The 22593-nt window shown below is 48.9% G+C and carries 19 protein-coding genes, 1 rRNA gene and 2 pseudogenes; 18 read left to right on the forward strand and 4 right to left on the reverse strand.

The features are described 5' to 3' along the window. The 11 genes and pseudogenes from H1S01_RS16870 to H1S01_RS22770 form a co-directional block, all read left to right on the forward strand. Positions 1 to 207 (forward strand): 23S ribosomal RNA (locus tag H1S01_RS16870); the annotation flags it as partial. Positions 208 to 421: 214 nt separating this feature from the next. Beyond that, entirely contained in the window at positions 422 to 1039 is a 618-nt protein-coding gene (locus tag H1S01_RS16875) for a hypothetical protein (protein ID WP_188041571.1), read from the forward strand. Positions 1040 to 1298: 259 nt separating this feature from the next. Continuing rightward, positions 1299 to 1712, forward strand: a complete 414-nt coding sequence (locus H1S01_RS16880; protein ID WP_188041572.1) for a PAS domain-containing protein — start codon at positions 1299 to 1301, stop codon at positions 1710 to 1712. 44 nt (positions 1713 to 1756) lie between these two features. Beyond that, positions 1757 to 2335, forward strand: coding sequence for a GDSL-type esterase/lipase family protein (locus H1S01_RS16885; protein WP_188041573.1), 579 nt, complete (start codon positions 1757 to 1759; stop codon positions 2333 to 2335). 144 nt (positions 2336 to 2479) lie between these two features. Next, the gene (locus H1S01_RS16890) at positions 2480 to 3742 is read left to right on the forward strand and encodes an MFS transporter (RefSeq protein WP_341479126.1); all 1263 of its coding nucleotides are present in this window, start codon (positions 2480 to 2482) and stop codon (positions 3740 to 3742) included. Between the two features lie 108 nt (positions 3743 to 3850). Next, positions 3851 to 5266, forward strand: coding sequence for a DHA2 family efflux MFS transporter permease subunit (locus tag H1S01_RS16895; RefSeq protein ID WP_188041574.1), 1416 nt, complete (start codon positions 3851 to 3853; stop codon positions 5264 to 5266). Between the two features lie 85 nt (positions 5267 to 5351). After that, positions 5352 to 6512, forward strand: coding sequence for a copper amine oxidase N-terminal domain-containing protein (locus H1S01_RS16900; RefSeq protein ID WP_188041575.1), 1161 nt, complete (start codon positions 5352 to 5354; stop codon positions 6510 to 6512). Positions 6513 to 6821: 309 nt separating this feature from the next. Beyond that, positions 6822 to 7388, forward strand: a complete 567-nt coding sequence (locus H1S01_RS16905; protein WP_188041576.1) for a nitroreductase family protein — start codon at positions 6822 to 6824, stop codon at positions 7386 to 7388. A gap of 7 nt (positions 7389 to 7395) precedes the next feature. Beyond that, positions 7396 to 8289: pseudogene (locus H1S01_RS22760) on the forward strand (ABC-F family ATP-binding cassette domain-containing protein); the annotation flags it as partial. Positions 8290 to 8313: 24 nt separating this feature from the next. Then, positions 8314 to 8790 (forward strand): annotated as a pseudogene (locus H1S01_RS22765) (ATP-binding cassette domain-containing protein); the annotation flags it as partial. 111 nt (positions 8791 to 8901) lie between these two features. Next, positions 8902 to 9396 carry an ABC transporter C-terminal domain-containing protein gene (locus tag H1S01_RS22770; RefSeq protein WP_480035609.1) on the forward strand — a complete coding sequence of 165 codons (495 nt, stop codon included), beginning with the start codon at positions 8902 to 8904 and terminating at the stop codon, positions 9394 to 9396. Positions 9397 to 9496: 100 nt separating this feature from the next. On the opposite strand, the gene H1S01_RS16915 is transcribed toward H1S01_RS22770, so the two are convergent. Continuing rightward, a complete protein-coding gene (locus H1S01_RS16915; protein WP_188041578.1) occupies positions 9497 to 9688 on the reverse strand; it encodes a uracil-DNA glycosylase in 192 nt (63 codons plus the stop codon). 105 nt (positions 9689 to 9793) lie between these two features. Between H1S01_RS16915 and H1S01_RS16920 the strand changes: the two genes are divergently transcribed. The 5 genes from H1S01_RS16920 (at position 9794) to abc-f (ending at position 15753) form a co-directional block, all read left to right on the forward strand. After that, on the forward strand, positions 9794 to 10966 hold the full coding sequence (locus H1S01_RS16920; RefSeq protein ID WP_188041579.1) for a sensor histidine kinase: 1173 nt from the start codon (positions 9794 to 9796) through the stop codon (positions 10964 to 10966). A 23-nt stretch (positions 10967 to 10989) separates the two neighbouring features. Beyond that, the gene (locus H1S01_RS16925; RefSeq protein ID WP_188041580.1) at positions 10990 to 11457 is read left to right on the forward strand and encodes a hypothetical protein; all 468 of its coding nucleotides are present in this window, start codon (positions 10990 to 10992) and stop codon (positions 11455 to 11457) included. A 159-nt stretch (positions 11458 to 11616) separates the two neighbouring features. Further along, positions 11617 to 11871: a DUF1540 domain-containing protein gene (locus H1S01_RS16930; protein WP_188041581.1), complete on the forward strand. Its 255-nt coding sequence runs from the start codon at positions 11617 to 11619 to the stop codon at positions 11869 to 11871. A gap of 228 nt (positions 11872 to 12099) precedes the next feature. Continuing rightward, a complete protein-coding gene (locus H1S01_RS16935) occupies positions 12100 to 13674 on the forward strand; it encodes an exo-beta-N-acetylmuramidase NamZ domain-containing protein (protein ID WP_341479127.1) in 1575 nt (524 codons plus the stop codon). 360 nt (positions 13675 to 14034) lie between these two features. After that, positions 14035 to 15753: a ribosomal protection-like ABC-F family protein gene (gene abc-f / locus H1S01_RS16940; RefSeq protein WP_188041582.1), complete on the forward strand. Its 1719-nt coding sequence runs from the start codon at positions 14035 to 14037 to the stop codon at positions 15751 to 15753. A gap of 149 nt (positions 15754 to 15902) precedes the next feature. On the opposite strand, the gene H1S01_RS16945 is transcribed toward abc-f, so the two are convergent. Next, positions 15903 to 16979, reverse strand: a complete 1077-nt coding sequence (locus H1S01_RS16945) for an S-layer homology domain-containing protein (protein ID WP_188041583.1) — start codon at positions 16977 to 16979, stop codon at positions 15903 to 15905. Positions 16980 to 17240: 261 nt separating this feature from the next. On the opposite strand from H1S01_RS16945, the gene H1S01_RS16950 reads away from it, so the two are divergent. Beyond that, positions 17241 to 18767, forward strand: a complete 1527-nt coding sequence (locus H1S01_RS16950) for an HD domain-containing phosphohydrolase (RefSeq protein WP_341479128.1) — start codon at positions 17241 to 17243, stop codon at positions 18765 to 18767. Here H1S01_RS16950 and H1S01_RS16955 read toward each other — a convergent pair. Beyond that, positions 18764 to 20665, reverse strand: coding sequence for a CHASE2 domain-containing protein (locus H1S01_RS16955; RefSeq protein ID WP_243237405.1), 1902 nt, complete (start codon positions 20663 to 20665; stop codon positions 18764 to 18766). The genes H1S01_RS16950 and H1S01_RS16955 overlap by 4 nt on opposite strands. Before the next feature lie 126 nt (positions 20666 to 20791). After that, positions 20792 to 21226 (reverse strand): CBS domain-containing protein, encoded by a 435-nt coding sequence (locus H1S01_RS16960; protein WP_188041586.1) that lies wholly within the window; start codon positions 21224 to 21226, stop codon positions 20792 to 20794. Positions 21227 to 21492: 266 nt separating this feature from the next. Between H1S01_RS16960 and H1S01_RS16965 the strand changes: the two genes are divergently transcribed. Then, positions 21493 to 22593 carry an HD-GYP domain-containing protein gene (locus tag H1S01_RS16965; protein WP_188041587.1) on the forward strand — a complete coding sequence of 367 codons (1101 nt, stop codon included), beginning with the start codon at positions 21493 to 21495 and terminating at the stop codon, positions 22591 to 22593.

The raw sequence follows: 22593 nt of genomic DNA on the forward strand, positions 1-22593 counted from the left end.
AGTTGTCGTGCCAACGGCAGCGCTGGGTAGCTATGTCGGGAGCGGATAAGCGCTGAAAGCATCTAAGCGCGAAACCGACCCAAAGATGAGACTTCCCACTACGCAAGTAGGTAAGACCCCAGGAAGATGACCTGGTGGATCGGCCCGAGATGTACACGCCGTGAGGCGTTCAGTCGACGGGTACGAATCGGTCGAGGACTTGACCTTATGCTTTACAAATCACTTCTGTGTGGTTTTCAAGGAATAAGAAAGAGGTCTATTGCAACAAAAGGCGATAGACCTCTTTTATATTGATTGATGAGCATTTTATCGACCAGGGGTTTTGGAGTGCCTCTACAGGTACTCCAAAAAGTCATATGGATGCAACCCGACTTGTTTTGTGATACATTGATAGAACGAATAATAGGAAGAGGGTATCTATATGACAGAAGTGAAACAACGGTGGATGGCTAACACAGAGCAGGTACGATGGGTTGTCGAGTATGGTCAAGTAAATGCGAGCCAGCCTTTTAAAATAGACTTACACGATTGGCCTCAGGAAATTCGTCGTGCTTTAGCATCCAAAGATGATCTCGGGCCTAATCAAGACCTTTACTTTGCCGCAGCGATTCTGGCAGGTGCCTTCGCTGAAAAAAATAAGGGTGCCCAGGATCATAAGGATAACCATTTGCTTTTTATCTTGTCCCACACTCTGTTTAACGAGATCACTCAAATTGAATTGGAAGAGATGGGTTGTATTAAGTTTAAAGGTGTCGATTGCCCTAAGATGGATAAGCACTGGCTGGGACCGACAGCGGCATTTTTCGATATGTGGTTGGAATCCCTCAAGAGTGAGACTGCTCTCGACGCTTGGATGAATGAGTTTTTTTGGTCTGTCCATATGGATATTACACTGATTCCTAGGAAAGCAGAAGGAAAAGTGAAGCATATTACTCCGTCCATCGGTACGTTGATTCATGAGACGAGCAAGGCCGCTTATATGATTCAAGCCCATGACGAAGCTCATAAAGAGCCGAATGTACCAGAGTCACTAAATTAAAGGTTTACATAATCTGATATAGTAATTGCGGAAAAGGCGAGCTTTGTGTAATGATAATCAAAGCTAGATAGGATCGACAAGGAACTTTTCTGGATGATGAAAAAAGTCGTGGTGATTACTCGCCAGGGCTTTTTGTTTTTTTAACTGAGGCGGTTATGGTAGAATGAAAAAATGAGGTTACGTACATGGTACTTCAGACTTAGCTTCAGTCTTTTTAGTCTGTACCTGTGAAAGAGTAGTTAGGGAGGTGTGCTCATCTATGCAGGAGGTGCCTAAGCTAGACCTTCCGGAGAAGGATACTCCGGGCCATGAGGTTTCCGGTGAGGAAATCCTTTTGAAGGCCGCACCTTGGTTTCAAGGGCTTCCGGTTGCGATGACCGTCTGTGACCAGGATGGTCGTATCGTCTGGATGAATGACAAATCTATTCAGATGTTTGTGAAAAGAGGCGGACGAGAACTGATCGGAAAAAGCCTTTTTGATTGCCATGGTGAGCGTTCTGGGAAAATTCTCAGGGACTTGCTGGTGGGACAAAAAGCGAACTGCTATACGATCGAAAAGGCTGGCATCAAGAAGATGATCTATCAAGCTCCATGGTATGACGGGGACCGCTTTGGCGGTCTGGTGGAAATCGTCTTTGAAGTCCCTTTTGACATGCCTCATTTTCAACGGTAACATAACAAATACACTCATTCATTGCGATACAAGGGGATTACAAAATGGAGAATCGTTCAACCCAACAAGCGACTATTTATGCGGTCGGGGATTCGCTCACATGGGGCTATCCTTATGGTCCGGAATACTCCTGGACGGCCATGGTCGAGGCGGCACTGAAGCAGCCTGTGATTAACTTAGGTGTCAATGGAGCGACGACCGATGACATGCGGCGAGAGATCATCAATATCCTTCCTGATGTGGAACCGCGGTCTATCGTTATCGTCACTGGCGGCGCCAATGACGCTTTTGAAGGTGTCTCCCCAGAGAGGTTTTTGCGAAATTACCGGGATATGGTGGAGCGGATTCAGATCGCTCGCTGCCAGCCGGTGATCGGCTTGACCCTGCCCATTAACGAGGACCCTTTTGGTGAGCGGGTTATCCTATTCCGGGAATGTCTCCTGGATGAGCTCAAGACGGAACCGGCCTGGAAAGATGTCTTGGTCGTCGACTTTTTCAGAGCCCTGGCTGCACCGAACGGTGTATCGATGGATCCGTTGTTGGCGGAAGGAGAATGCCATCCCAATAAGGCTGGCTATCGGAAGATGGGCGAAGCTGCGATCGATTTTTTTGCCTCGCTGTAACTACAGGGATTGATGTATGATAAAATGAAGTGATCCTGTACATGAATATAGACGACCGCCGATGCTATTGGCGGTCGTTTCTTCCTTTTCAACTTGTGTTTTTTGTGTACATGGCATAGAGTGATTCGGAAAGAAGGTGGCACTGTGGCGGAACAGCAGGTACAGGTATCGACGCAGAAGTGGCACCGTTTCGGTGTGGCCTTTTCCCATCGGAACTACCGGTTGTTTTTTGCCGGGCAGGCCATTTCTGTCATCGGAACCTGGGTGCAGCGTACCGCCTTAAGCTGGCTCGTCTATCGGCTGACCAATTCGGTGCTGATGCTGGGTTTGCTGGATTTTGCCGGTCAGATTCCCTTTTTGTTTCTTGCACCGGTAGCAGGAGTACTTGTGGATCGTTGGAACCGGTACCGGATTGTCGTTGCTGCCCAGGTACTTTCGATGTTACAGGCCGGAATTCTCGCCTATCTGGTGTTAACCGATACGGTGCAGGTATGGCATGTGCTGTTGCTCACTGTATTTATCGGGCTCGTCAACGCTTTTGAGATTCCTTCCCGCCAGTCCTTTGTCATCGAGATGGTCGAGGATAAGGCTCATTTAAGCAACGCTATTGCGCTGAATTCGGCGATGTTTAACAGTGCGCGAATCATCGGGCCTTCGGTGGCTGGTGTGGCGATTGCCACCTTAGGTGAGGGATTGTGTTTTTTTCTGAATGCGCTGAGCTATATCGCCGTGATCGCCGGTTTGCTGATGATGAAGGTAAATCCTATTCCCCGTAAAATCAGCCGCCAACGGGTGTGGAATGATCTCATGGAGGGGCTGCGCTATGTAAACCGGATTCGAACGATCCGGGCTGTGTTGCTGCTCATGGTGGTCTTGAGCATCGCCGGTATGCCGGTCATGGTCTTGCTACCGGTGATCGTACGAAATGCCTTTGAAGGCGGTCCGCAATTGCTCGGGTTTTTTATGGCCACCTTTGGTCTGGGTGCGCTCGCCGGCACCTTTTTCCTGGCGTCGCGCCGGAATACGGCGGGCTTGCAACGGCTGATCCCCATGGCCTGCGGGCTCTTTGGCTGCGGCTTAATGGTCTTTTCCTTATCCCGTTCACTCTGGCTGACCTTTTCTGTGGCGCTGACGATGGGATTGGGTATGGTGGTCCAGACCGCTTCGACGAACACTTTCCTTCAATCGGTTGTCGATGAAGACAAACGCGGTCGTGTCATCAGCCTCTATGTGACGTCTTTCGGCGGGCTGTCGCCGATCGGCAGTTACTTGGCCGGTCACGCTGCCGATGTGTTTGGCGTGTCGGCCACCTTGTTCACCGGGGGGTTAGTCTGCCTAATGGGAGCCCTATTTTTCTTGTCTCGACTGCCCGCTTGGCGTCAGCAGCCCCAGGAAGCGGTGCGGTAGTGCAAGAAGTTCGATGAAAATGGCTATAGTTTCCTAGGGATTGCCGATTCCATAGGTGTAAAATATTTATAAAGATGAAGGAAAGTTCCCCGAATTAGGAGGGATATGGTGGCTCAAAATGCAGCAGTTCCTGCACCTCATCCGCAGCGATGGTTGATTCTGTTTTCGGTGATGGCCGCCGGTATCATGGGCCCGATCGACGGCAGCGTCGTCAACGTTGCGATGCCTACCTTTAGCAGTGTTTTCAATGTGGAGATTCATACGGTCAGTTGGGTCTCTATGGCGTACCTGTTAATGCTCGGCAGTTTGATTTTAACGTACGGTCGCTTGGGTGATATGTTTGGTTTTCGGCGAATTCTTCTGCTCGGGATTGTTTTGTTTACCGCCGCCTCTGCCTTTTGCGCACTTTCGCCGAATATCTGGGTTCTCGTTTTTTTCCGGGCTCTTCAAGCCATCGGGGCCGGTATGTTTATGGCGATGGGGCCGGCCATTGTCACGTCTGTATTTCCGCCGCAAGAGCGGGGCCGTGCCTTGGGGACGAACGGGATGATCGTGGCTGTCGGGCTGGCTCTCGGGCCGACCTTGGGCGGGTTTTTGCTGGCCTATGCGGGCTGGCAATCGATCTTTACAATTAACATCCCTATCGGTATTTTAGGTTTTTTACTTTGCCTGAAGGTGATTCCCGTCGATAAGAATCGCCGCGATCAGAACTTCGATCTCACCGGGGCGATGCTCGGCTTTGTGGCGTTAGGGTCCTTCTTGTTGGTCGGCAGTTATGGCGAGGAATGGGGTTGGACATCGACGCCGGCCTTGGTCTTCTTGGCCCTCTTTGTTTTTGCGACGGCTGCTTTTATTTACTGGGAGCGGCGGGTCGAAGATCCGATGCTCGATTTGACCCTCTTTGAGAACCGTGTATTTTCGGCAGCCAATTTTGCCTCCTTGATGAATTTCATGTCCCTCTCTGCCGTGATGTTTTTGCTCCCCTTTTACTTACAACGGGTGCTTCACTTTGATGCCCGTCTCATCGGCCTCATTTTGACGGTCTCTCCGGCGATGATGTTGATTCTAGCGCCGACGAGCGGTGCTTTATCGGATCGGGTAGGAACTCGTTGGCTGGCCTTTACGGGACAGGGTCTTGTGGCCCTGGCCATGTTCCTCATGTCTTTTCTTGGGGAGCATTCCGGTGTTCTCGACGTAGTATGGCGGTTGGCTATCTTCGGTTTAGGTACCGGTATCTTCCAATCGCCGAACAACAACGCCGTTATGGGAGCGGTACCTCGACACCGCCTTGGTGTGGGCTCAGGCATGCTGGCGACGGTACGCAACGTCGGGATGGTTCTAGGCATTGCCGTGAGTAGCGGGGTCATGACTTGGCAGCTGGCGGCTTATCAAGGAAGCCTGTCAGCCCTAGGGACCGATTCGGCGACAGCTTTTATGGCGGGGCTGAAGGTGGCTTTTCGAGTAGGATCGGCATTGGCTTTGCTGGGAGCGTTAGTGAATATTTATACCCAGAAGAAAAGGTAGGTTCGAAGATTCACTATCTAAAAATAGTTTGATCTATCATGAAAATTAATCATTTTCATTCCCCGGATGGTGCCGCTGTAGCGGCATGGATGTCTCTTTATCATCCATCGAGAGCCAAGCAGACGAAATGTTTGCTTGGTTTTTAGGTACCATGACCTATGAAGACGGCAGCAAATACCTTGGAGATTTTAAGAACGGCTACCGCGACGGTTGGGGTACCTATAGATGGTATAACGGTGACTGGTACGAGGGTGACTGGAAAAAGGGATTGGAAGATGGTCAAGGTACCTTCACCAGCGCCGACGGTAAAGTCCAAAAGGGTACTTTCCGCAGTGGAGAGTATGTCGATACGGTTTCGAAAAATCCGAATCCTGCTGGGACCGGACAGGTCGATAAAACTGCGCCGAAACGGATTGATTTTTCGAAAGGAAAGAGCAAACAGGAACCTCAAGTCATCAACGGGCGTACCTTCGTTCCCATGCGAGTTCTCTTTGAGGCACTGGGAGCAAAGGTGAATTGGAACGCCGAAAAACAATCGATTGTCGCTGTGAAAGGAAATAACTCTATTGAACTGTACCTTGACCAAAACAAGGTGCTCTTTAATGGACAAGAAAAGGAGATCGAAGGGGCTCCATTTAAGGTGGAAACTCCCGAGGGCGGAGTGACCTATGTTCCCCTACGTGTGGCAGCGGAAGCCCTGGGTGCAGACGTACACTATGACGACCCCAGCAAAAAAGTAACCTTTGGTGATTTTTACTTTTATCTGGGCGGAAATGGGCAACCGGCGTCCTCCGGATCAACTGAGAATAGCAGCAAATCATCAGGGGCTGAAGGGGACAACGGAAATGCGGTCAAAGAAACGCCAAAAGCTGACTTTACCGGTGCAAGCGGATCCTTCTCGTTGACCATTTATAAGGGCTATAAGTTTACGAGCCAAGAAGTCGTCGAGAGCGGTCGAGAGGCTGACTTGAATTTTATCGACAGTCGATCTTACACCGGCGTAGCTAATTTGACGGCAAAAGCGATCAAAGAGTTTGACAGCCGACCTGAGGTTTCTTCCATCACCACTCAAGAGATGAGCAGTTGGAAGGATTATGTCCTTGCGCCGACGCCAGGTTACTTTTATGTAGCCCAAGCAAATGATGGACGTTCTTATCTGCTGACTCTGAAATCATTTGAGAACCAAGGGAAAGCCATGTCCTATTGGCAGGTTACCTTTGATTATGAAGAAATCGATGTAAAATGATTGACCAGCGAGATATAGGTCAAATGTAATCAGTGAAAAAAGGGCACTCAGGATGTATTTTCCTAGTGCCCTTTTCGTAGTTTTCAGAGAGATTCTTGTTGAAATTTTAGAACAAATCGAGGTTTTTAAGTAGTCTATTTTCATGATTCTGTTGATCATTGTCGTTCTCCCGTTAGGGTATGGTGGAAACAGGCGCATCTAGGCGGTACATGATATAATCATATATAATCTTTTCGCTCGCCAGAGTAATGCTTGTATTGGATGATAATCATAGAAGGCATTTTCGCCGTTCGATGGAGGAGGAACAAGGTGAACTTACACAAAGCTATATACGAGCGCCGTTCGGTGCGCAAATACACATCACAACTGGTGCAACGGGAACAGATTGAAGCATTATTGGAGCATGCCATACAAGCGCCAAGTGCTATGAATAAACAACCCTGGGCTTTTGTGGTGATTCAGGATAAAGAGCGCTTACAGGTGTATTCCGATCGTGCCAAAGAGATGCTGCTGTCAGAGATGGATCAGAAACCCTACCTTGCCCGCTACCGGTCGCTCTTTCTCAACGAAAACTATAATATCTTTTTCAATGCGGGAACATTAATCGTCATTTTAGCGAAACCGAAAGGACCTGATCCGAAAACAGATTGTAACTTGGCGGCGCAAAATCTGATGCTAGCCGCGCATGGCATGGGGTTGGGTACTTGTTGGATCGGTTTTGCTTATCCTTTTCTAAATCAGCCCGAGATTAAAGCGGAATTGGGCATTCCTCCGGAGTATCACGCAGTGGCCCCGGTGATTGTGGGCTATCCAGAAGAACCCCCTCGTTCGGTGAAAAGGATCCGACCGGAAATTGTCACATGGGTGGAGGCTTGAAGGTTCGATGAATTTGTTAGTGGCAGAAAACTTGACCAAAACGTACGGGGAGAAAGTGCTTTTCCAAGATGTGTCTGTTGGCATTGAAGAAGGAGAGCGCATCGGCCTTGTCGGCGTCAACGGGACCGGCAAATCAACCTTTCTAAAGATCTTGGCCCAATTAGATAAGGCTGACAGGGGTACGGTTACGACGGGGAATGCGGTCCGTGTCGAGTACTTGCCCCAGGATCCCGCTTTCGACGAAAGTGCGACAGTGCTGCAGCAGGTGTTCAGAGGAAACTCACCGACGATGCAGCTGCTGCGGGAATATGAGCAGGCACTGGAGAGACAGTCGGCGGATCCGTACAATCAAGCTCTCCAGGAACGATTGCTGGCGCTGAGCCAGCAGATGGAAGCGAAACAGGTCTGGCAGATCGAGGCAGAAGCCAAGACGATATTGGCGAAGCTGGGGATCAAGGATGTGAACTGCCCGATGGGGACCCTTTCCGGCGGCCAGCGTAAACGGGTTGCTCTGGCTGGGGCTTTGATCACCCCGTCGGAACTGCTCATCCTCGACGAACCGACGAACCATTTGGACTCGGAAACCATCTCCTGGCTGGAACAGTATCTGCTCCGGCGTCGGGGAGCGCTGCTCATGATCACTCATGATCGCTATTTTCTTGATCGAGTCGTCACTCGCATCTTGGAACTGGACAAGGGCCGGTTGTACAGTTATGACGGTCATTATACCGATTTTCTCGCTGCGAAAGCCGAGCGGGAAGAACAGCAGCGTTCCAGTGAGCAGAAGCGGCAAAACTTATATCGAAACGAACTCGCCTGGATTCGGCGGGGAGCAAAGGCGCGAACGACGAAACAGAAAGCCCGCATCGACCGTTTTGAAAAGTTGGTCGCCGAGAAGGTGGAACTGCGCGATGAGTCCCTGGAGATGCCTGTAGGGGCTACCCGTCTCGGTCGCAAGGTGATCGAGCTTTCTGGTGTTACCAAGGAATATGCCAGTCAAAAGGTGATCGACCGGTTCAGCTATATCTTTGGTCGCGGGGAACGCATCGGTATTATCGGACCGAACGGGGCGGGAAAATCGACGCTGTTGAAACTGATCGCCCACCGGTTAGTGCCAGACCAGGGGAACGTGGAGACGGGAGAGACGGTAAAGATCGGCTGGTTTGGCCAGGAAAATACCGAGATGAAGCCGAATCTACGGGTCATCGAGTATATACGGGAAGTGGCCGAATTTATCCCTGCACCGGATGGAGGCGTGATTACGGCGGCGCAGATGTTGGAGCGGTTCTTGTTTCCGCCCCATTTGCAGTGGACACCGATTGCCCGACTTTCGGGCGGTGAAAAGCGCCGGGTCTACCTGTTGCATGTGCTCATGGGAGCTCCCAACGTACTGATCCTTGACGAACCGACGAACGATCTGGATGTGCAGACATTGGCCGTCTTAGAAGATTATTTAGATGACTTCCCCGGAACAGTCATCGCCGTTTCTCATGACCGTTACTTTTTAGACCGGATGGCCGAGAAGATCTTCGTCTTCAAAGGTGACGGGGCGGTGAACATTTCCGTCGGGAATTTTACCGACTATGAGGAACGACTCCAAGAAGAGACCGGAACGGCGAAGGATTTTAAAGATGATTCGCCACAAGGTAGTGGAAAAGGCAAAGAAAGAATCGGAAAGATAGAAAGCAAAGGCGATACTGTCGAAGCCGCCCCTGTTGATTCCCTGAAGAACTCAGGAAGGCACGAAAAATCGTCGCGGCCGCTGAAGTTTACCTATAAAGAAAAAATCGAATATGAACAGATCGAGGAACAAATCGCTCTGGCCGAACAGGAATTGCAAGCGGTTCGGGAGAAGATCGATGCAGCCGGGAGCAACTACGTTCAGTTGCAGGAACTGATGCAACTGCAGTCCCGGCTGGAGCAACGAGCCGAAGAACTGGTCGAGCGGTGGGCTTATCTGCAGGATTTGGCAGAGCGAATCGCCGAAAGTAGTGGAAAATCTAACTGAAGTAGAATAGGCCACTGATTTGATGGTCTATTCTGTTTCGGTGAAAGCATGTTTGAGTAGAGGCTCAACGAAAAGGGCTTTTGATTCACTAAGTTTGTGGTTACTTTCCACGAGGCTCCTTCGGTTGAAATCCCTCACAGGGTGTGCCGCAGCTTTCATAGACGACGGCGGAAGGAATTTTTTCCGTTTTGAATCCTAATAGACGACAGCCTCTCGGGAAGGTCGGATCCCAAGTGACATAATAATGTGTACAGCGATGGCATTGAACAGGGTTCTTTTTTCGATTGTCCATGCGAATTCACCTCAAAAGGCCCTTGTGTTTGCAGGAGTTTTTCTAAGACATGTCTAACCATCTTCATTAAATATTGATCAACTTGCCGTAAGGGTGTGGGTGACTATGGATACCAATAAAAAATCGACCGTGCCGACGCACTACGCTCCGGCGGAACGTTTGAGCCGTCAGCAGGTGGAGGAACAAGCACGAATCGTCGAAAGCTTACACGGTATGCGTGATGCCGTCGACGCGTTGCCCCACATCACCATGGTTCTTAACCAGCAGCGGCAAATTGTTTTTTGTAACGATACCCTGCTTAGCGCTATCGGCGCCAGTGAAATGGGAGATGTGAAGGGAGCTCGCCCCGGAGAGGTGCTCCGTTGTATAAACGCGGCCAATAATTCTGGCGGCTGTGGAACCTCAGAGTCTTGTCAAACTTGCGGGGCGATCAATGCGATTTTAAATGGAACGGAAGGCCATAAAGACTGCCGCGAGTGCCGGATCACGGTTAAGAGAGAAGAGGAACTGCAGTCCATGGATGTACGGGTGACAGCCACTCCGATCCAAGTGGATGAACAGGAATTTACCATCTTGACCTTGACCGATATCAGCGGGGAGAAGCGACGAAAGGCGCTGGAACGGATCTTCTTCCATGATATCATGAATACGGCCAGCGGGCTCCGGGGTTTGATTGAACTGGCCGAAGATGTTCAAGATATTGAAGAAGCGAAGCATCTCATTCAAACGCTAGACTCGATCGCGAACACCTTAGTCGAGGAAATCGCCGAACAAAGAGACCTGATCGACGCGGAGAACGATGAGTTGAAGGTCGTTTTAGCCTATGTGCATTCAAGAGCCTTGTTGGTCGAATTGGCACGTCATTACTCGGGTCGGGAACAGTATCAAGGACGTATGGTTCATCTCGATGAATCTTCAGAGGACGTGCTTTTTCTGACGTCGCCGGTACTTCTTCGACGGGTGCTCAAAAATATGATTAAAAACGCCCTGGAGGCAACGGGGTTAGGCGAAATGGTCTCAGTGGGCTGTTATGTAAAGAATGATCAAGTCATATACTGGGTGAAAAACCCGACTGTTATGCCCCGTGATATACAACTGCAGATATTTCAGCGTTCCTTTTCTACGAAAGGGAATGGGCGGGGACTCGGTACGTACAGCATGAAACTATTGACAGAACGGTATCTAAAGGGAAGCATTTCTTTTACCGTAAACGAAGAGGGGACCTCTTTTTTTGCGGTTTACCCCTTCACTCACCCCGATGGGGAATATACAGAGTGATAGCAACGGTGAGGTGGTACGAAATGATCGTAGCTATGCAGTATTCAAAGCCGGATCTATGGCCGCTCGAGCCGGGCCCGATGGGCTGGAAACTGCTGCGCAGGGGCGATATGACCTTGCTGCCTATGAAAAACCGACCTGTTGATGGGCCTTCACCGGAGCGACGCTTCACAAACTGGATATACCTTGATATTCCGGAAACCCATAGAGCGGTTCGGCGGTTCATTCTGGAAGCTCTGCCTGGACCGATCAGTGAGCACATATGGCTTCACGTCCGAGGACCACGACGGTTCTGGACGATATACGAAGAAATCGAATTTTATTTCAGCCGGGATATTCCAGGTCCTAAAGAATGCACGATCGAGGATATCGCTGTGCCGGAAGGGGAAAAGCTGTTTCCCTTGGAAGGGCTAGCTGAACCCGAATTGTATGTAGGGAACTTGCTCCAGGCTCTTGGGACCTTTTTTAAACAGACGTTACGTTGGAGATAAACTGCCCCGAATCGAAGGGCGGTTTTTATTTTTATTCCCGTGAAAAATCGCGTACACTCGATAAAATGAATGGTATTTCTGGGATATAGTCTATAGACATTGTTTGTCGTATAGCCGCAGCCTTCTGGGATAAGCTAAGCTCAGAAAAGGAGGGATAACATGACGGGGAAACAGCATATTCACTGCGCCATTGAAAACTGCCATTATTATTCTGCAGGGAATAAATGCACAGCCAATGAAATTTTGGTGCACAACGACCAATTCTGTAACTCTCAACCGGATCATGTAGACGCTCCGATGGCATCTCAAATCACGCCAGCTTCCGCGGAGAGTTGCATGAGCACGGCTTGCAAGTCCTTTGTGCCCAAAGGGTCCGATAAAGTTACTGCCGACGGAATCAAAAAGATGCAATAATTTAACGATGTGATTCACAGAAAGCTGCCGGTTTCATCGGGCAGCTTTCTCTTTTTAGTACCAACGTAAATAAGAACTCCTTTTTGCGGGTTACCTTTGCGTTTAAATAAAGGAATCCTGGGGGAATAGCCGAATATTACAAAACAAAAGGCGTTATAGGGGTGGTGGTTTTTAAAGTTAGCTGCAAAGATGAGCATTGAGGAGAAAAATATCGGGGGGGTTATACCAGTGAAGAAAGCAAAGATTCAGGCAATGGTGTCATCTTTGATCATTGCCTTGTTGCTTACATGGCTTCCAGCGGCTCACGGAGCGGAGCCGATCCGATTCAAACTCGGCAATGAACAGTTGATGAGTACCTATCATTCCCTGATTGCCGGGAAAAAGGTGGGACTCGTGACGAACCAGAGTGGAGTCGATAGTCAGGGTCGGAGTACTATCGATAAGTTGGCCGAAGACCCTGAGATTAAATTGACCGCTCTTTATGGTCCAGAACATGGTATCGACGGTCAAGCCAAAGCGGGAGAGTACGTGGAATCCTATACCCATCCTGCCTTAGGAATTCCTGTCTATAGTCTTTATGGACAGACTCGTAGACCGACAGAGGAAATGCTAAAAGATGTGGATGTACTGCTTTTCGACGTTCAAGATATCGGAGCTCGGTCCTATACGTACATATCGACGTTAAATTACTGCATGGTAGCGGCGCAAAAATATGACAAACCGATCATCGTGCTGGACCGGCCGAACCCGCTCGGCGGGGAAACGGTGGAGGGGCCGGTCATGGAAGATCCCTTCATCACCTTTGTTGGTGTGGACAATCTGCCTATGGCTCATGGCATGACGGTGGGGGAGTTGGCCCGCTTTTTCAACCGGAAAATCGGCGCCAAACTGACGGTTGTACCGATGGAAGGCTATACTCGTTCGATGATCTTCCAGGATACGGGGCTGTCTTGGGTACAAACCTCACCAAATATCCCCGACACCGATTCGGTCTTCGGGTATATGGCTACGGGCATGGGCGAAGGCACTGGGATTTACCAGGCCGATCAATTTAAATGGATCGGCGGCAAAGGCATCGATGCCCAGCCTTTCGCCGACCAACTGAACCAGGCGGGGCTGCCCGGGGTGATCTTCAATCCGGAAAACAGGGGAACTTCCGGCGGCGTTCGACTGCAGATCACTGATTATCACGCTTTTAATCCTGCAAAAACTGGAATATACGCTTTGGCGATTGCCCATAAGATGAACAATTTTAAAGTGCCCAAAAGCGATTCTGTTGTGGTCATGTTCGACAAGATCATGGGTACCGCTCAGATGGGTCAGTGGCTCGAGCAAAACAGGGAACCCCAGGAGATCGTCAATCTGTACAACCCAGGCCTGCAGCGCTTCAAAGAGGAACGAAAACAGTATCTCATCTACGGTAACCTTCCCGGATCCCCTCCTTTGATCACCCCTATCACCGTTTGGGTGGATGATCGTTCCGTGCCCTTCGATCGAGCCCCGTATATCGACAGCCATGATCGGGTGATGGTTCCGCTACGGGCCATCGTGGAAGCCCTCGGTGCTACCGTCGATTGGGATGCAAGCAACAGCCAAATCACGGTGCGCAAAGGGAATGTTCTAAGCCAGTTTACGGTCGGGAGCACGACGGCCCTGTTCAACGGTGTACTAAAGGCGATGGATACCAGTCCCGTCATCCTAGGTGACCGCACTATGGTTCCGGCACGGTTTGTTGCGGAATCGGTCGGCGCCTCGGTCAATTGGGACGGCCAGAACCAAAGCGTTCTCATCAGGGCAAAATAATTACCGCTATTGACCATTTGACAATGAACCGATAAAGGAATAGACTAAAAAAGAAATCTGAAGGAAAGGGTAAGGTAGCCGAACGTGCGCAATTAATCCGCTTTTAGATGGTTGACAAACGAGCCTGTAAAACTGGAACTGCCCTTTGATGTCTTTTCTGTTTGCAGGTGTGTTATGCCATGCTGGAGTTGGATTGGTTATGCCGTGCGTTAGGTGAATGATGGACACCCTTTTCCGTTGACGTGTATCGACCTTTTCCAGGTAGGAATCGGTCAGGAGAACGTTTTTAAACGGTCTATTTGGGTTTTCTTCTAGACGACAGACCAATCCTCTCTTGCGCAAAACAAGGGAGGTTTTTTTATGCTCGCGATAGAGTTGAAAAAGGTAAAAAAGTATCTTGGAGATCGCCTACTTTTGGCGATTGATGGCTTACGAATTTATCGGTCTGATAAAATCGGAGTGGTGGGCCCCAATGGCGCCGGGAAGACGACCTTTCTCCGAATGCTCTCTGGGAAGATGCTTCCCGATGAAGGTGTCATCAACCGCTCTGTAGAGGTCACTTTCATTGACCAGTTCGAAGAGAAGGACATGGTTCCAACTGATCCATCGCCGTCAGCACCTTGGAAAAAAGACCTAGTAAATCCCCTGCTGATGCGCGCGTTCCAGGTAAACGACGAACAGCGGGAGACCTTGAGCGGTGGAGAGATCACCCGGCAAAAGATCGGCCGGGCTTTTTCTCAGTCTACTTCGCATATTCTCCTGGCTGACGAACCGACGACTAACTTGGATGTGGAGGGGACAGAACTCCTCCAAGAGCAATTAAAAGCTTATGACGGTCCCATCCTGTTGGTCTCTCATGATCGAGAACTGCTCGACTGCGTCTGCAACCGGATCATCGAGGTCGATAAAGGGTCAGTTCGTCTGTTTTCCGGCAACTATTCGGCCTACCGAACCCAAAAAGAGACCGAACGGGAACGTCAAGCACAGGAATACGTCCAGTATGTGGAGGAACGAGAACGGTTGCAAGTGGCTGTTCGGGAAAAATCCCGGCAGGCGAAGGAGATGCGGGCGACACCTTCTCGTATGGGAAATTCAGAAGCGCGGTTGCACAAACGGAGGGTCAACAACAAGCGGGCCAAACTGGACCGCGGTGCAAAAGCCATCCAGAGCCGCTTGGAGCAGTTAGAGGTAAAAGAGAAGCCGGTATCTTTACCAACGGTCTGTTTTGACCGTATCGGCGAGCAAAAAATCTCAGCCCGGAAAGTGCTGGTTCTTCGGGAAGTTTCAAAATCCTTTGGGGGACGAAACTTGTTTCAGGACGTAAGCTTTGAAGTATCTTCCGGCAGCAAAGTCGCTTTGGTCGGTCCGAATGGCTGTGGAAAAACGACGTTGCTAAAGATGATCATGAACAGCGAAACCGGGATCACTGTGCCGGCGGCGGCCCGGGTCGGCTATTTTGATCAGCGGCTAAGCCGTCTCGAAGAAGAAAGAACGGTCCTTGACACATTGCGCTCTGTCAGTGCTCATCCTGAATCGGTCATTCGGACATTGTTGGCCCGTTTGCTTTTCTTGGGTGATGACGTCTATAAAAAGGTGAAAGTGTTGAGCGGCGGCGAACGGGTGAAACTGGCTCTAGCCCGGGTTCTGGTGCAGGATTTTCACCTGTTGATCTTGGATGAACCCACTAATTTTTTGGACCTCTATGCGATGGAAGCCTTAGAGGCCTTGATATTGGAGTATCCTGGCGCTGTGCTTTTTGTCTCCCATGACCGCCGATTTGTCGATCGGTTGGCTCAGCAACTGCTTGTACTGGAAGCAGGGAGAATCATCGCTTACAACGGTTCTTATAGCGATTATCTTTCTAAGTCGCAAGAGAAGGCTCGACGACTGGTTACTGACCAAGAGCGAAAAGCGGGAAGGGAGAACTCCTCGGAAGAATTGATGTGCTTGCAGTTGCGACTCACCCAAGTGTTAGCACAACTTTCCATGACACCCCTAAAGGGATCCGCTGCTCATCGGGCGATTCTTGAGGCAGAGTATCAACAACTAGTCAAGAAAATCAGGTCTTTGCAGAAATAACTTCATTACAAAAGAATCGCCAATGCACCATAAATAGGAAACAAATGGACCCCAAAATAGAGATAACGATGGAAAAGGGAACCACGGCTTACGCTGTGGTTCCCTTTTCCCGTTGATGGATATTAAAATCAGATAACAGCGGTTGAAGGCTATGGCACCCCTGCCGTTTCTTCTTGCGGTACGGCCATATAAATTTTCCAACTATCTTCTCCAGGCATTTTTTTCAGCAACATCAGGCTGGTCGAATTTCTCGTCTCCCGCTCCTGTTCACCGTCTTTTCTCACGATAAGATCGTATCTCTCTTTTAGCTGAACGGCGGCGAAGCGGTCCGTTTTTCGCACAATCGTGGCTATTGGTTGCCCCGACGGAATTACGTCGAAGGAGTATCCGTTGGCATCCATCTGCTCAAAAACAGCAGATGCTGCTTGCACAAAAGAACTATAGAAACCAGTACAGTATTTTGACGTAAGTTCAGAAACACGGCTGAAATCTTTTCGTTGCAACATCGTCAGGCTGTCTTTTTCCTGGTTGAGAACAACATCGGTGAGCCTTTGATCGCTGGGAAGTGAGGTAAACTCCCGGTTCAGGGCATTGGAGACCATGGTGAAGGCTTCCGCCCGGGTGGCTGTTGCATAGGGCTTAAACTGACCATTTCCATAACCGCCGATCAGTCCGGCTGAACTCGCTTTATCGATATAAGGTGTGGCCCAGTATGCAGACACATCGGAGAAATGTTTAGGCTCGCCGGAGAAGTTTACTGATTTTTCAAAAGCCTTGATCACGAGGGCGGCAATCTCATCTCGCTGAATCAAGCGGTTCGGTTGAAACAATCCGTCGCCCACACCGGAGACGACCCCTAAGGCACTGGCAATGCGGATAGGCTCGGCATACCATTGATTTGCGGGAACATCCCGATAAGTTTCGCCGGGAAGATCGCTCTGTAATCCCATGGTGCGAACGAGAAAGGTGACGAGTTCAGCCCGCGTAATCGGGTGATTCGGTTGAATCGTGATTACACCATTGTCGCCGATGTAGCCGCTTAAGGCGTCGGAATAAACAAAGTTCTGTAATGTTGATTCTGCCCAATGCCCCTCAATATCTCGGATATCGTATTGGGATAACGGGCGGATCTGCTCGGTCTGAGCTGAAGTAAAAGAAGGGACCGTTAAAGACGAGGTAAACAAGGCCAGAAGCAAGACTGCAAAAAACTTCTTCGTAGTACCCATGGCACAGTCCTTTCGATGATAAAATAAAAGGGGTAGTTCAGCATATCCACTACCATTATAACGGCTAGAAACAGCTATCTTTAACCGATAAATATTTGGTATTTTTGAATGGTAACGGTCCGAATCGTAGAGTCCGAACGGCTGAGTTCGGGCGGTGACGCCGGAACAATTTTTTGTTCAGTCAAGCAGGGAATAGCGAGAATTTATAAAATACTTGCAACACACATAAATATGTTCATAGGAATGGATGGTGAACATACGGTGCGAAAAGAAATTTCGGGATCCCTGGCGGAAATCGGGACATTATTAGATATCGGCATTGCTCTTTCTGCAGAAAAAGAACACGACCGAGTACTCGAGATGATCGTTACAGAGGCTCGCAGGGTAACCGGGGCCGACGCAGGTACCTTATATCTTTGTGAGGAGAGCCAACTTACTTTTAAAATTGTGCAAAATGAGACGCTAAAAGTCTTTCTCGGCGGGCAAGGAGAGCCGGTGGTAAACTTCCCGCCGGTGCCGATGAGACTGGAAAATGTCTCTGCCTATGCTGCAATGAACGCGGAATGTGTCAATATCTCCGATGTTTATGAGGCAAAAGAGTTTGATTTCTCTGGGCCCAAAAGATATGACAACATGACAGGGTATCGGACAAAATCCATGCTGGTCGTCCCCTTGAAAAACCATGAATCCGAAGTGATTGCGGTCCTCCAATTGATCAACGCTACCGATGAAAAGGGAGAAATCATTCCTTTCGCACCTGAGCTGGAAAAGGTCGTCTCCTGCCTAGCTTCTCAGGCTGCCATTTCGTTGACAAATCGTGGACTTTTGGATTCTATCCGTCAGCTATTCCATTCGTTTGTTGAAGTCATGGCCACAGCGATTGATGCTCAGACTCCTTATAACGCCCATCACACCCGTCGCGTGGCACTCCTGGCAGAAGAATTGGGAAATGCAATCAATAAGACTGACAGAGGAATCTTAGCGGAAGTGTCATTCAATGAGGAACGGCTCGAACAACTGGTGATGTCCGCGTGGCTCCATGATATTGGAAAAATTGCCACTCCTTTATCGGTAATGAACAAGGCTACTCGACTCGGTGACCTACGTGAGCTAGTTTTGTTGCGTATGGACTATATTGCCGCCTTGCTCAAACAAGAGTATCTCGAGAAAAAAATGGTTTCTATCGATAGAGGCGATGCAAACGATGATGACATTGAAGCATGGTGGCGGGAGACTTGGGGTGTTTGGGAAAGCAGCCAACAGTTAATTCTTTACGCCGATAACCCTTCGAATCGAATAACTGACGAAATGATCGCTGAACTCCGGAAAATACAGCGTATTGAATACATAGACAGAGAAGGAAAAAGGCAGCCTTGGTTAACGGCTGCCGAGGTAGAAGCGTTATGTGTCATTAAGGGTACCTTAACGAATTCGGAACGGATACAGATGGAGGAACATGTTCAAGTTACGAAACGAATGCTCGAGAAGCTGCCTTTTCCTCGGAAGTTGGAGGATGTTCCGATCTGGGCGTCGATGCACCATGAACACTTAGACGGAAAAGGATATCCCTTAGGGCTTGCTGGGAATTCTATTCCAGTGGAGGCTCGGATTTTGGCATTGGTCGATGTCTTTGACGCCTTAACCGCGTCGGATCGACCTTATAAAAAAGCCATGTCCGTCGATGAAGCGCTGCGCATATTAGGTTTTATGGTCAAAGATGGTAAATTAGATGGGGCCTTGTTGCAGATTTTTCAGGAACAAAAGGTATGGGAGAAGGTACATCCCTAATTATCGTTATAAGCGGGTAAGGTATAAATCTTAACGGGTTGAACCATGCCTCGCACAGAAACCTCACCCATCTCTTCAAGCTGGAAGTATTGAAGAAGTTCCTGCTGTGTTGATGTCTGTTGAACGTTTATCATGTCGCCTTTGTCCACGCGCACTGGTAATTGACCGGTGCGCGTGGCACTTTCTGTTAGATATTGAAGGGTCCGTTCACTGAGGATGATCCGAGATTTATATTGCTTGTTCAGGCTTTCCAAGCGTGACGATAAGTTGACATCTTCACCGATGACTGTATACTCCATCCGCTCTTCACTGCCGATGTTACCAGCCAATACGGGACCGCTATTTAAACCTACGCCCAGGTTAAATAAGGGTTCTCCCCGTTCACGCCATCCCTGATTCATCTCTTCCAAGGTGCTGCACATTTCTTTGGCAGCTTCAAGGGCATGTAGGGCATGGTCAGGGTCGGCAATGGGAGCACCGAATACAGCCATGATCCCGTCGCCCATAAACTTATCGAGCGTCCCGCCATGTTTGAAGATAACTTGCGTCATACGACTAAAATACTCATTTAACCTGCCGACAACCTCTTCAGGAGTTCTGCCTTCGCTATAGGAAGTAAAGCCACGAATATCTGAAAAAAGGATCGTTGTATCTACCCGCTGACCGCCTAAATGCACCATCTCGGGGCGGGAAAGGAGTTGGTCTACAACGGTCGGTGAAACATAACGCCCAAAGAGATGCTGGACTTTTTTTCGTTCCAGTTCCTCCGTAATAAAGTTGAAAACCGAAGCAGCTAGATAGGTCAGAAATCCAGTCGCCAGCGGTGTTACAAGGTTTATCCAGAGATGAGCATGGACGTGTAAAAGTCCAGTTAAAAAAATCCACAATAAGGTTACCCCGCTCAGACTGAGCAAGCCGGTCCAGCGTTTTTGATTGATACTGATGATGTAAGTAGTTGTACCGACAAGAATGACGGCGAGGAGGTTGAGCCAAAGCGGCGCTTGGGCATAATACCTGCCGCTCAGATAGCATTCCAATGCTGTGGCATGAAGTTCGACACCGGAAGATGGGTGGGATGACTGCAGGACCATGTTACTGCGCGTAAAAGGGGTTTGAAATTTATCGGAAAGCAAGGGGGAAGTAGGGCCGACAAAAACAATTTTATCTTTGAAGGTGTCCTTGGGGATGATCCCGTTGATCACTTTGTAGTAAGGGTATGTAGGGATGGTTTCTGCCGGTCCCCAAAAGTTAATCAATGGCGATCGCTGGTTAACCCAAGGAATGTCCATCGTTCCAGCTTGGATGTGACCGTTGGAAATCTTCAGTTGTTGCATCGGTATGCCTTGAGCGGTCATACCCACGGCGAGGGAAAAGGAGGGAAATGGGCGCTCCCGTTCATAGGTTGCTGGCAGAACCCGTCGAACGATGTTATCTGACTCGGTCGGAAAGTTGACGAATCCCAATCCTTTCGCGGCTTTCAACAAGGGCGAAGCGGGAAAGCGAAGCACCTGGAACGTATCGTTTCCTTCTTTTTCAAAGGTGTAGTTTGCAGCTAAAACAACCTTACCATGTGTACTGATCGCCTCGGCAAAAGAGTTGTCTTCAGTAGGGTCGGAAGAGGCCGGTAAGGTGAAATCGAAACCGACGGCACGTGCTTCCGATAAAGCATCCAACAGTTTGGCATGAACAGTTCGATTCCAAGGCCATCGACCAATTTTGGCTAACGACTCATCATCAATACCGATGATGACGATGTCATTCGAAGGAACTTGGCTGCCGCGAATGCGAAACCACATATCATAGGTCATGGATTCAAGAGGAGTCCACCAGCCGAGAAACATGGTGACGGCCATGAAGAGGATTAATGATAGGGCAACGAGATGTTGCTGCGCTTTCATCGTTTTCAAAATAGTTCGGAACCCCCTTTGTTATTCGGTTTTTATACGAATCAAGTAGTCAGATATTATACAAAACACGTCCCTTATCCTTGTGCCGGGAAAAAGAAAAAGGACCCTTTCGGTCCTTTATGAAGAACAAACAGTCTTACTGAACTTTCGAGTCTCCAACATTCCCGCACAATACTCCATAATTTCTCTACGCCGGACGATCCCGATAAAGACCTCGCGATCATCCATTACAGGAACAAAGTTCTGCTCAACAGCCAAAGAAACCAACTCTTCCATCTGTGCATAGATATGAACAGGCTTGTTGTTCATCCTCCGAGGAACTTCCGTCAGTGACAGGCGGTGCATGTTTTCAAAAGTGAGACCAGGCGTATTTTTTAATTTCCAGAGCAAGTCTCCTTCGGTCAACGTCCCTACGTACTTGCCTTCACGGTCGATGAGGGGAACGGCAGTATAACGATGATATTCCATCTTTTCAATCGCTTGTCGCATCGTCGATGTGATGGGTAGGTGGACTACTTCTTTTTTCGGAATCAAGAAAAAGGCGATATTCATCCTTTTCTTCCTTTCTCCAGAGGAGATGACCCATAGCAGAGAACTGTTTTTACGAATTTTATGATTATTTTCTCATACTATAAATCATACAGGTCGAAGCCGCTTTTGTAAAACCGTCAATTCTTACGATTCCATGCGTTTGAGAAAGCGAGGGGGGTATTAACTGCGGTATTTTCGCGCCAGCTTTCTTTTATGTTAAAAAGGAAAACTATTGCTTTTGTCGAACGATTCTAGCAGGAAAATGGAATAGGGGACGGTGGAAGGACATGTATGTCCGAAAAGTATCGGAACAATATAACGTCGGGGAAGAATTAGCTAAAGATGTTTTTACCGTCGATGGGCGCCTGTTGATCCCAAAAGGCACCTTTCTAACAGATGCCATATATAAGCAAATCCTCAAGTGGGAAGAGATCGGCATTTTGACAGGGCAGAAGCCCAAGGCCGTTGAGTCTTTAACCGATCAATTCGAGGCATTGAAACGGGTAAAACAGGAGCAGGTATTGTTTGAACAATCGATTGAAACCGTTCGGGACGTCTTTATAGATATGCGTGAGGGTCACGGTTTTAACGAAGAAGCGATTCGGAATACGGCGTCGAATATGGTCTCGGCGATCGCCAAGGATGAGAAACTCGGACTTCGCCTGTCTCGTTTGTGGGAATCAGACGATTATACCTTGCACCATTCTGTCGATGTATGCTTGTTAAGCACGATGATTGGAATGAACCTCGGACTTTCTGGTGACGAAATACAGAGTCTTGCTGCAGGAGCTATCCTTCATGACATCGGAAAAATAAATATCCCCGATGCTATTTTGAACAAGAAAGGCAAACTCACGGATGAAGAGTTTAAAATCATCAAGTCCCACCCAGAAGCAGGGCTGAAAATATTTCAAGATAGTGGAATCCCCCTACCTGAGGAACAGAAGTGCTGTATTCTACAGCATCAGGAATGGTGTAATGGTCGGGGCTATCCCAATAAGTTGAAGTACGCGGAAATCCACCTTTTTGCTCGCATTGTCGCCGTAGCGGATGTCTATTCAGCTTTAACGACCAACCGCGCTTACCGGTCCCGGATGGATCATATCCACGCCGTCGATATTTTGAACAAAGATTCCACCGATCACCTTGATAAACATATCGTCTATACCTTCATGAATCGTCTGCGCGACCTCATGTTAAACACCCGTGTACGATTGTCTACGGGGGATGAAGGTTATGTGGTCCAGTTTTATCAAGAGTCTCCTCTACAACCGACCGTATTGGTCACCGACACGGTTCACGGTGAAAAGCTTGTCAGCCCCTACCTGGTGCATTTAAAGGAAAAAACTGACATCTTTATCGAGCAAGTTTTATACGGCAAAATCTAA

The organism is Heliobacterium chlorum, assembly GCF_014502795.1.
Classification (GTDB): Bacteria; Bacillota; Desulfitobacteriia; order Heliobacteriales; family Heliobacteriaceae; genus Heliobacterium; species Heliobacterium chlorum.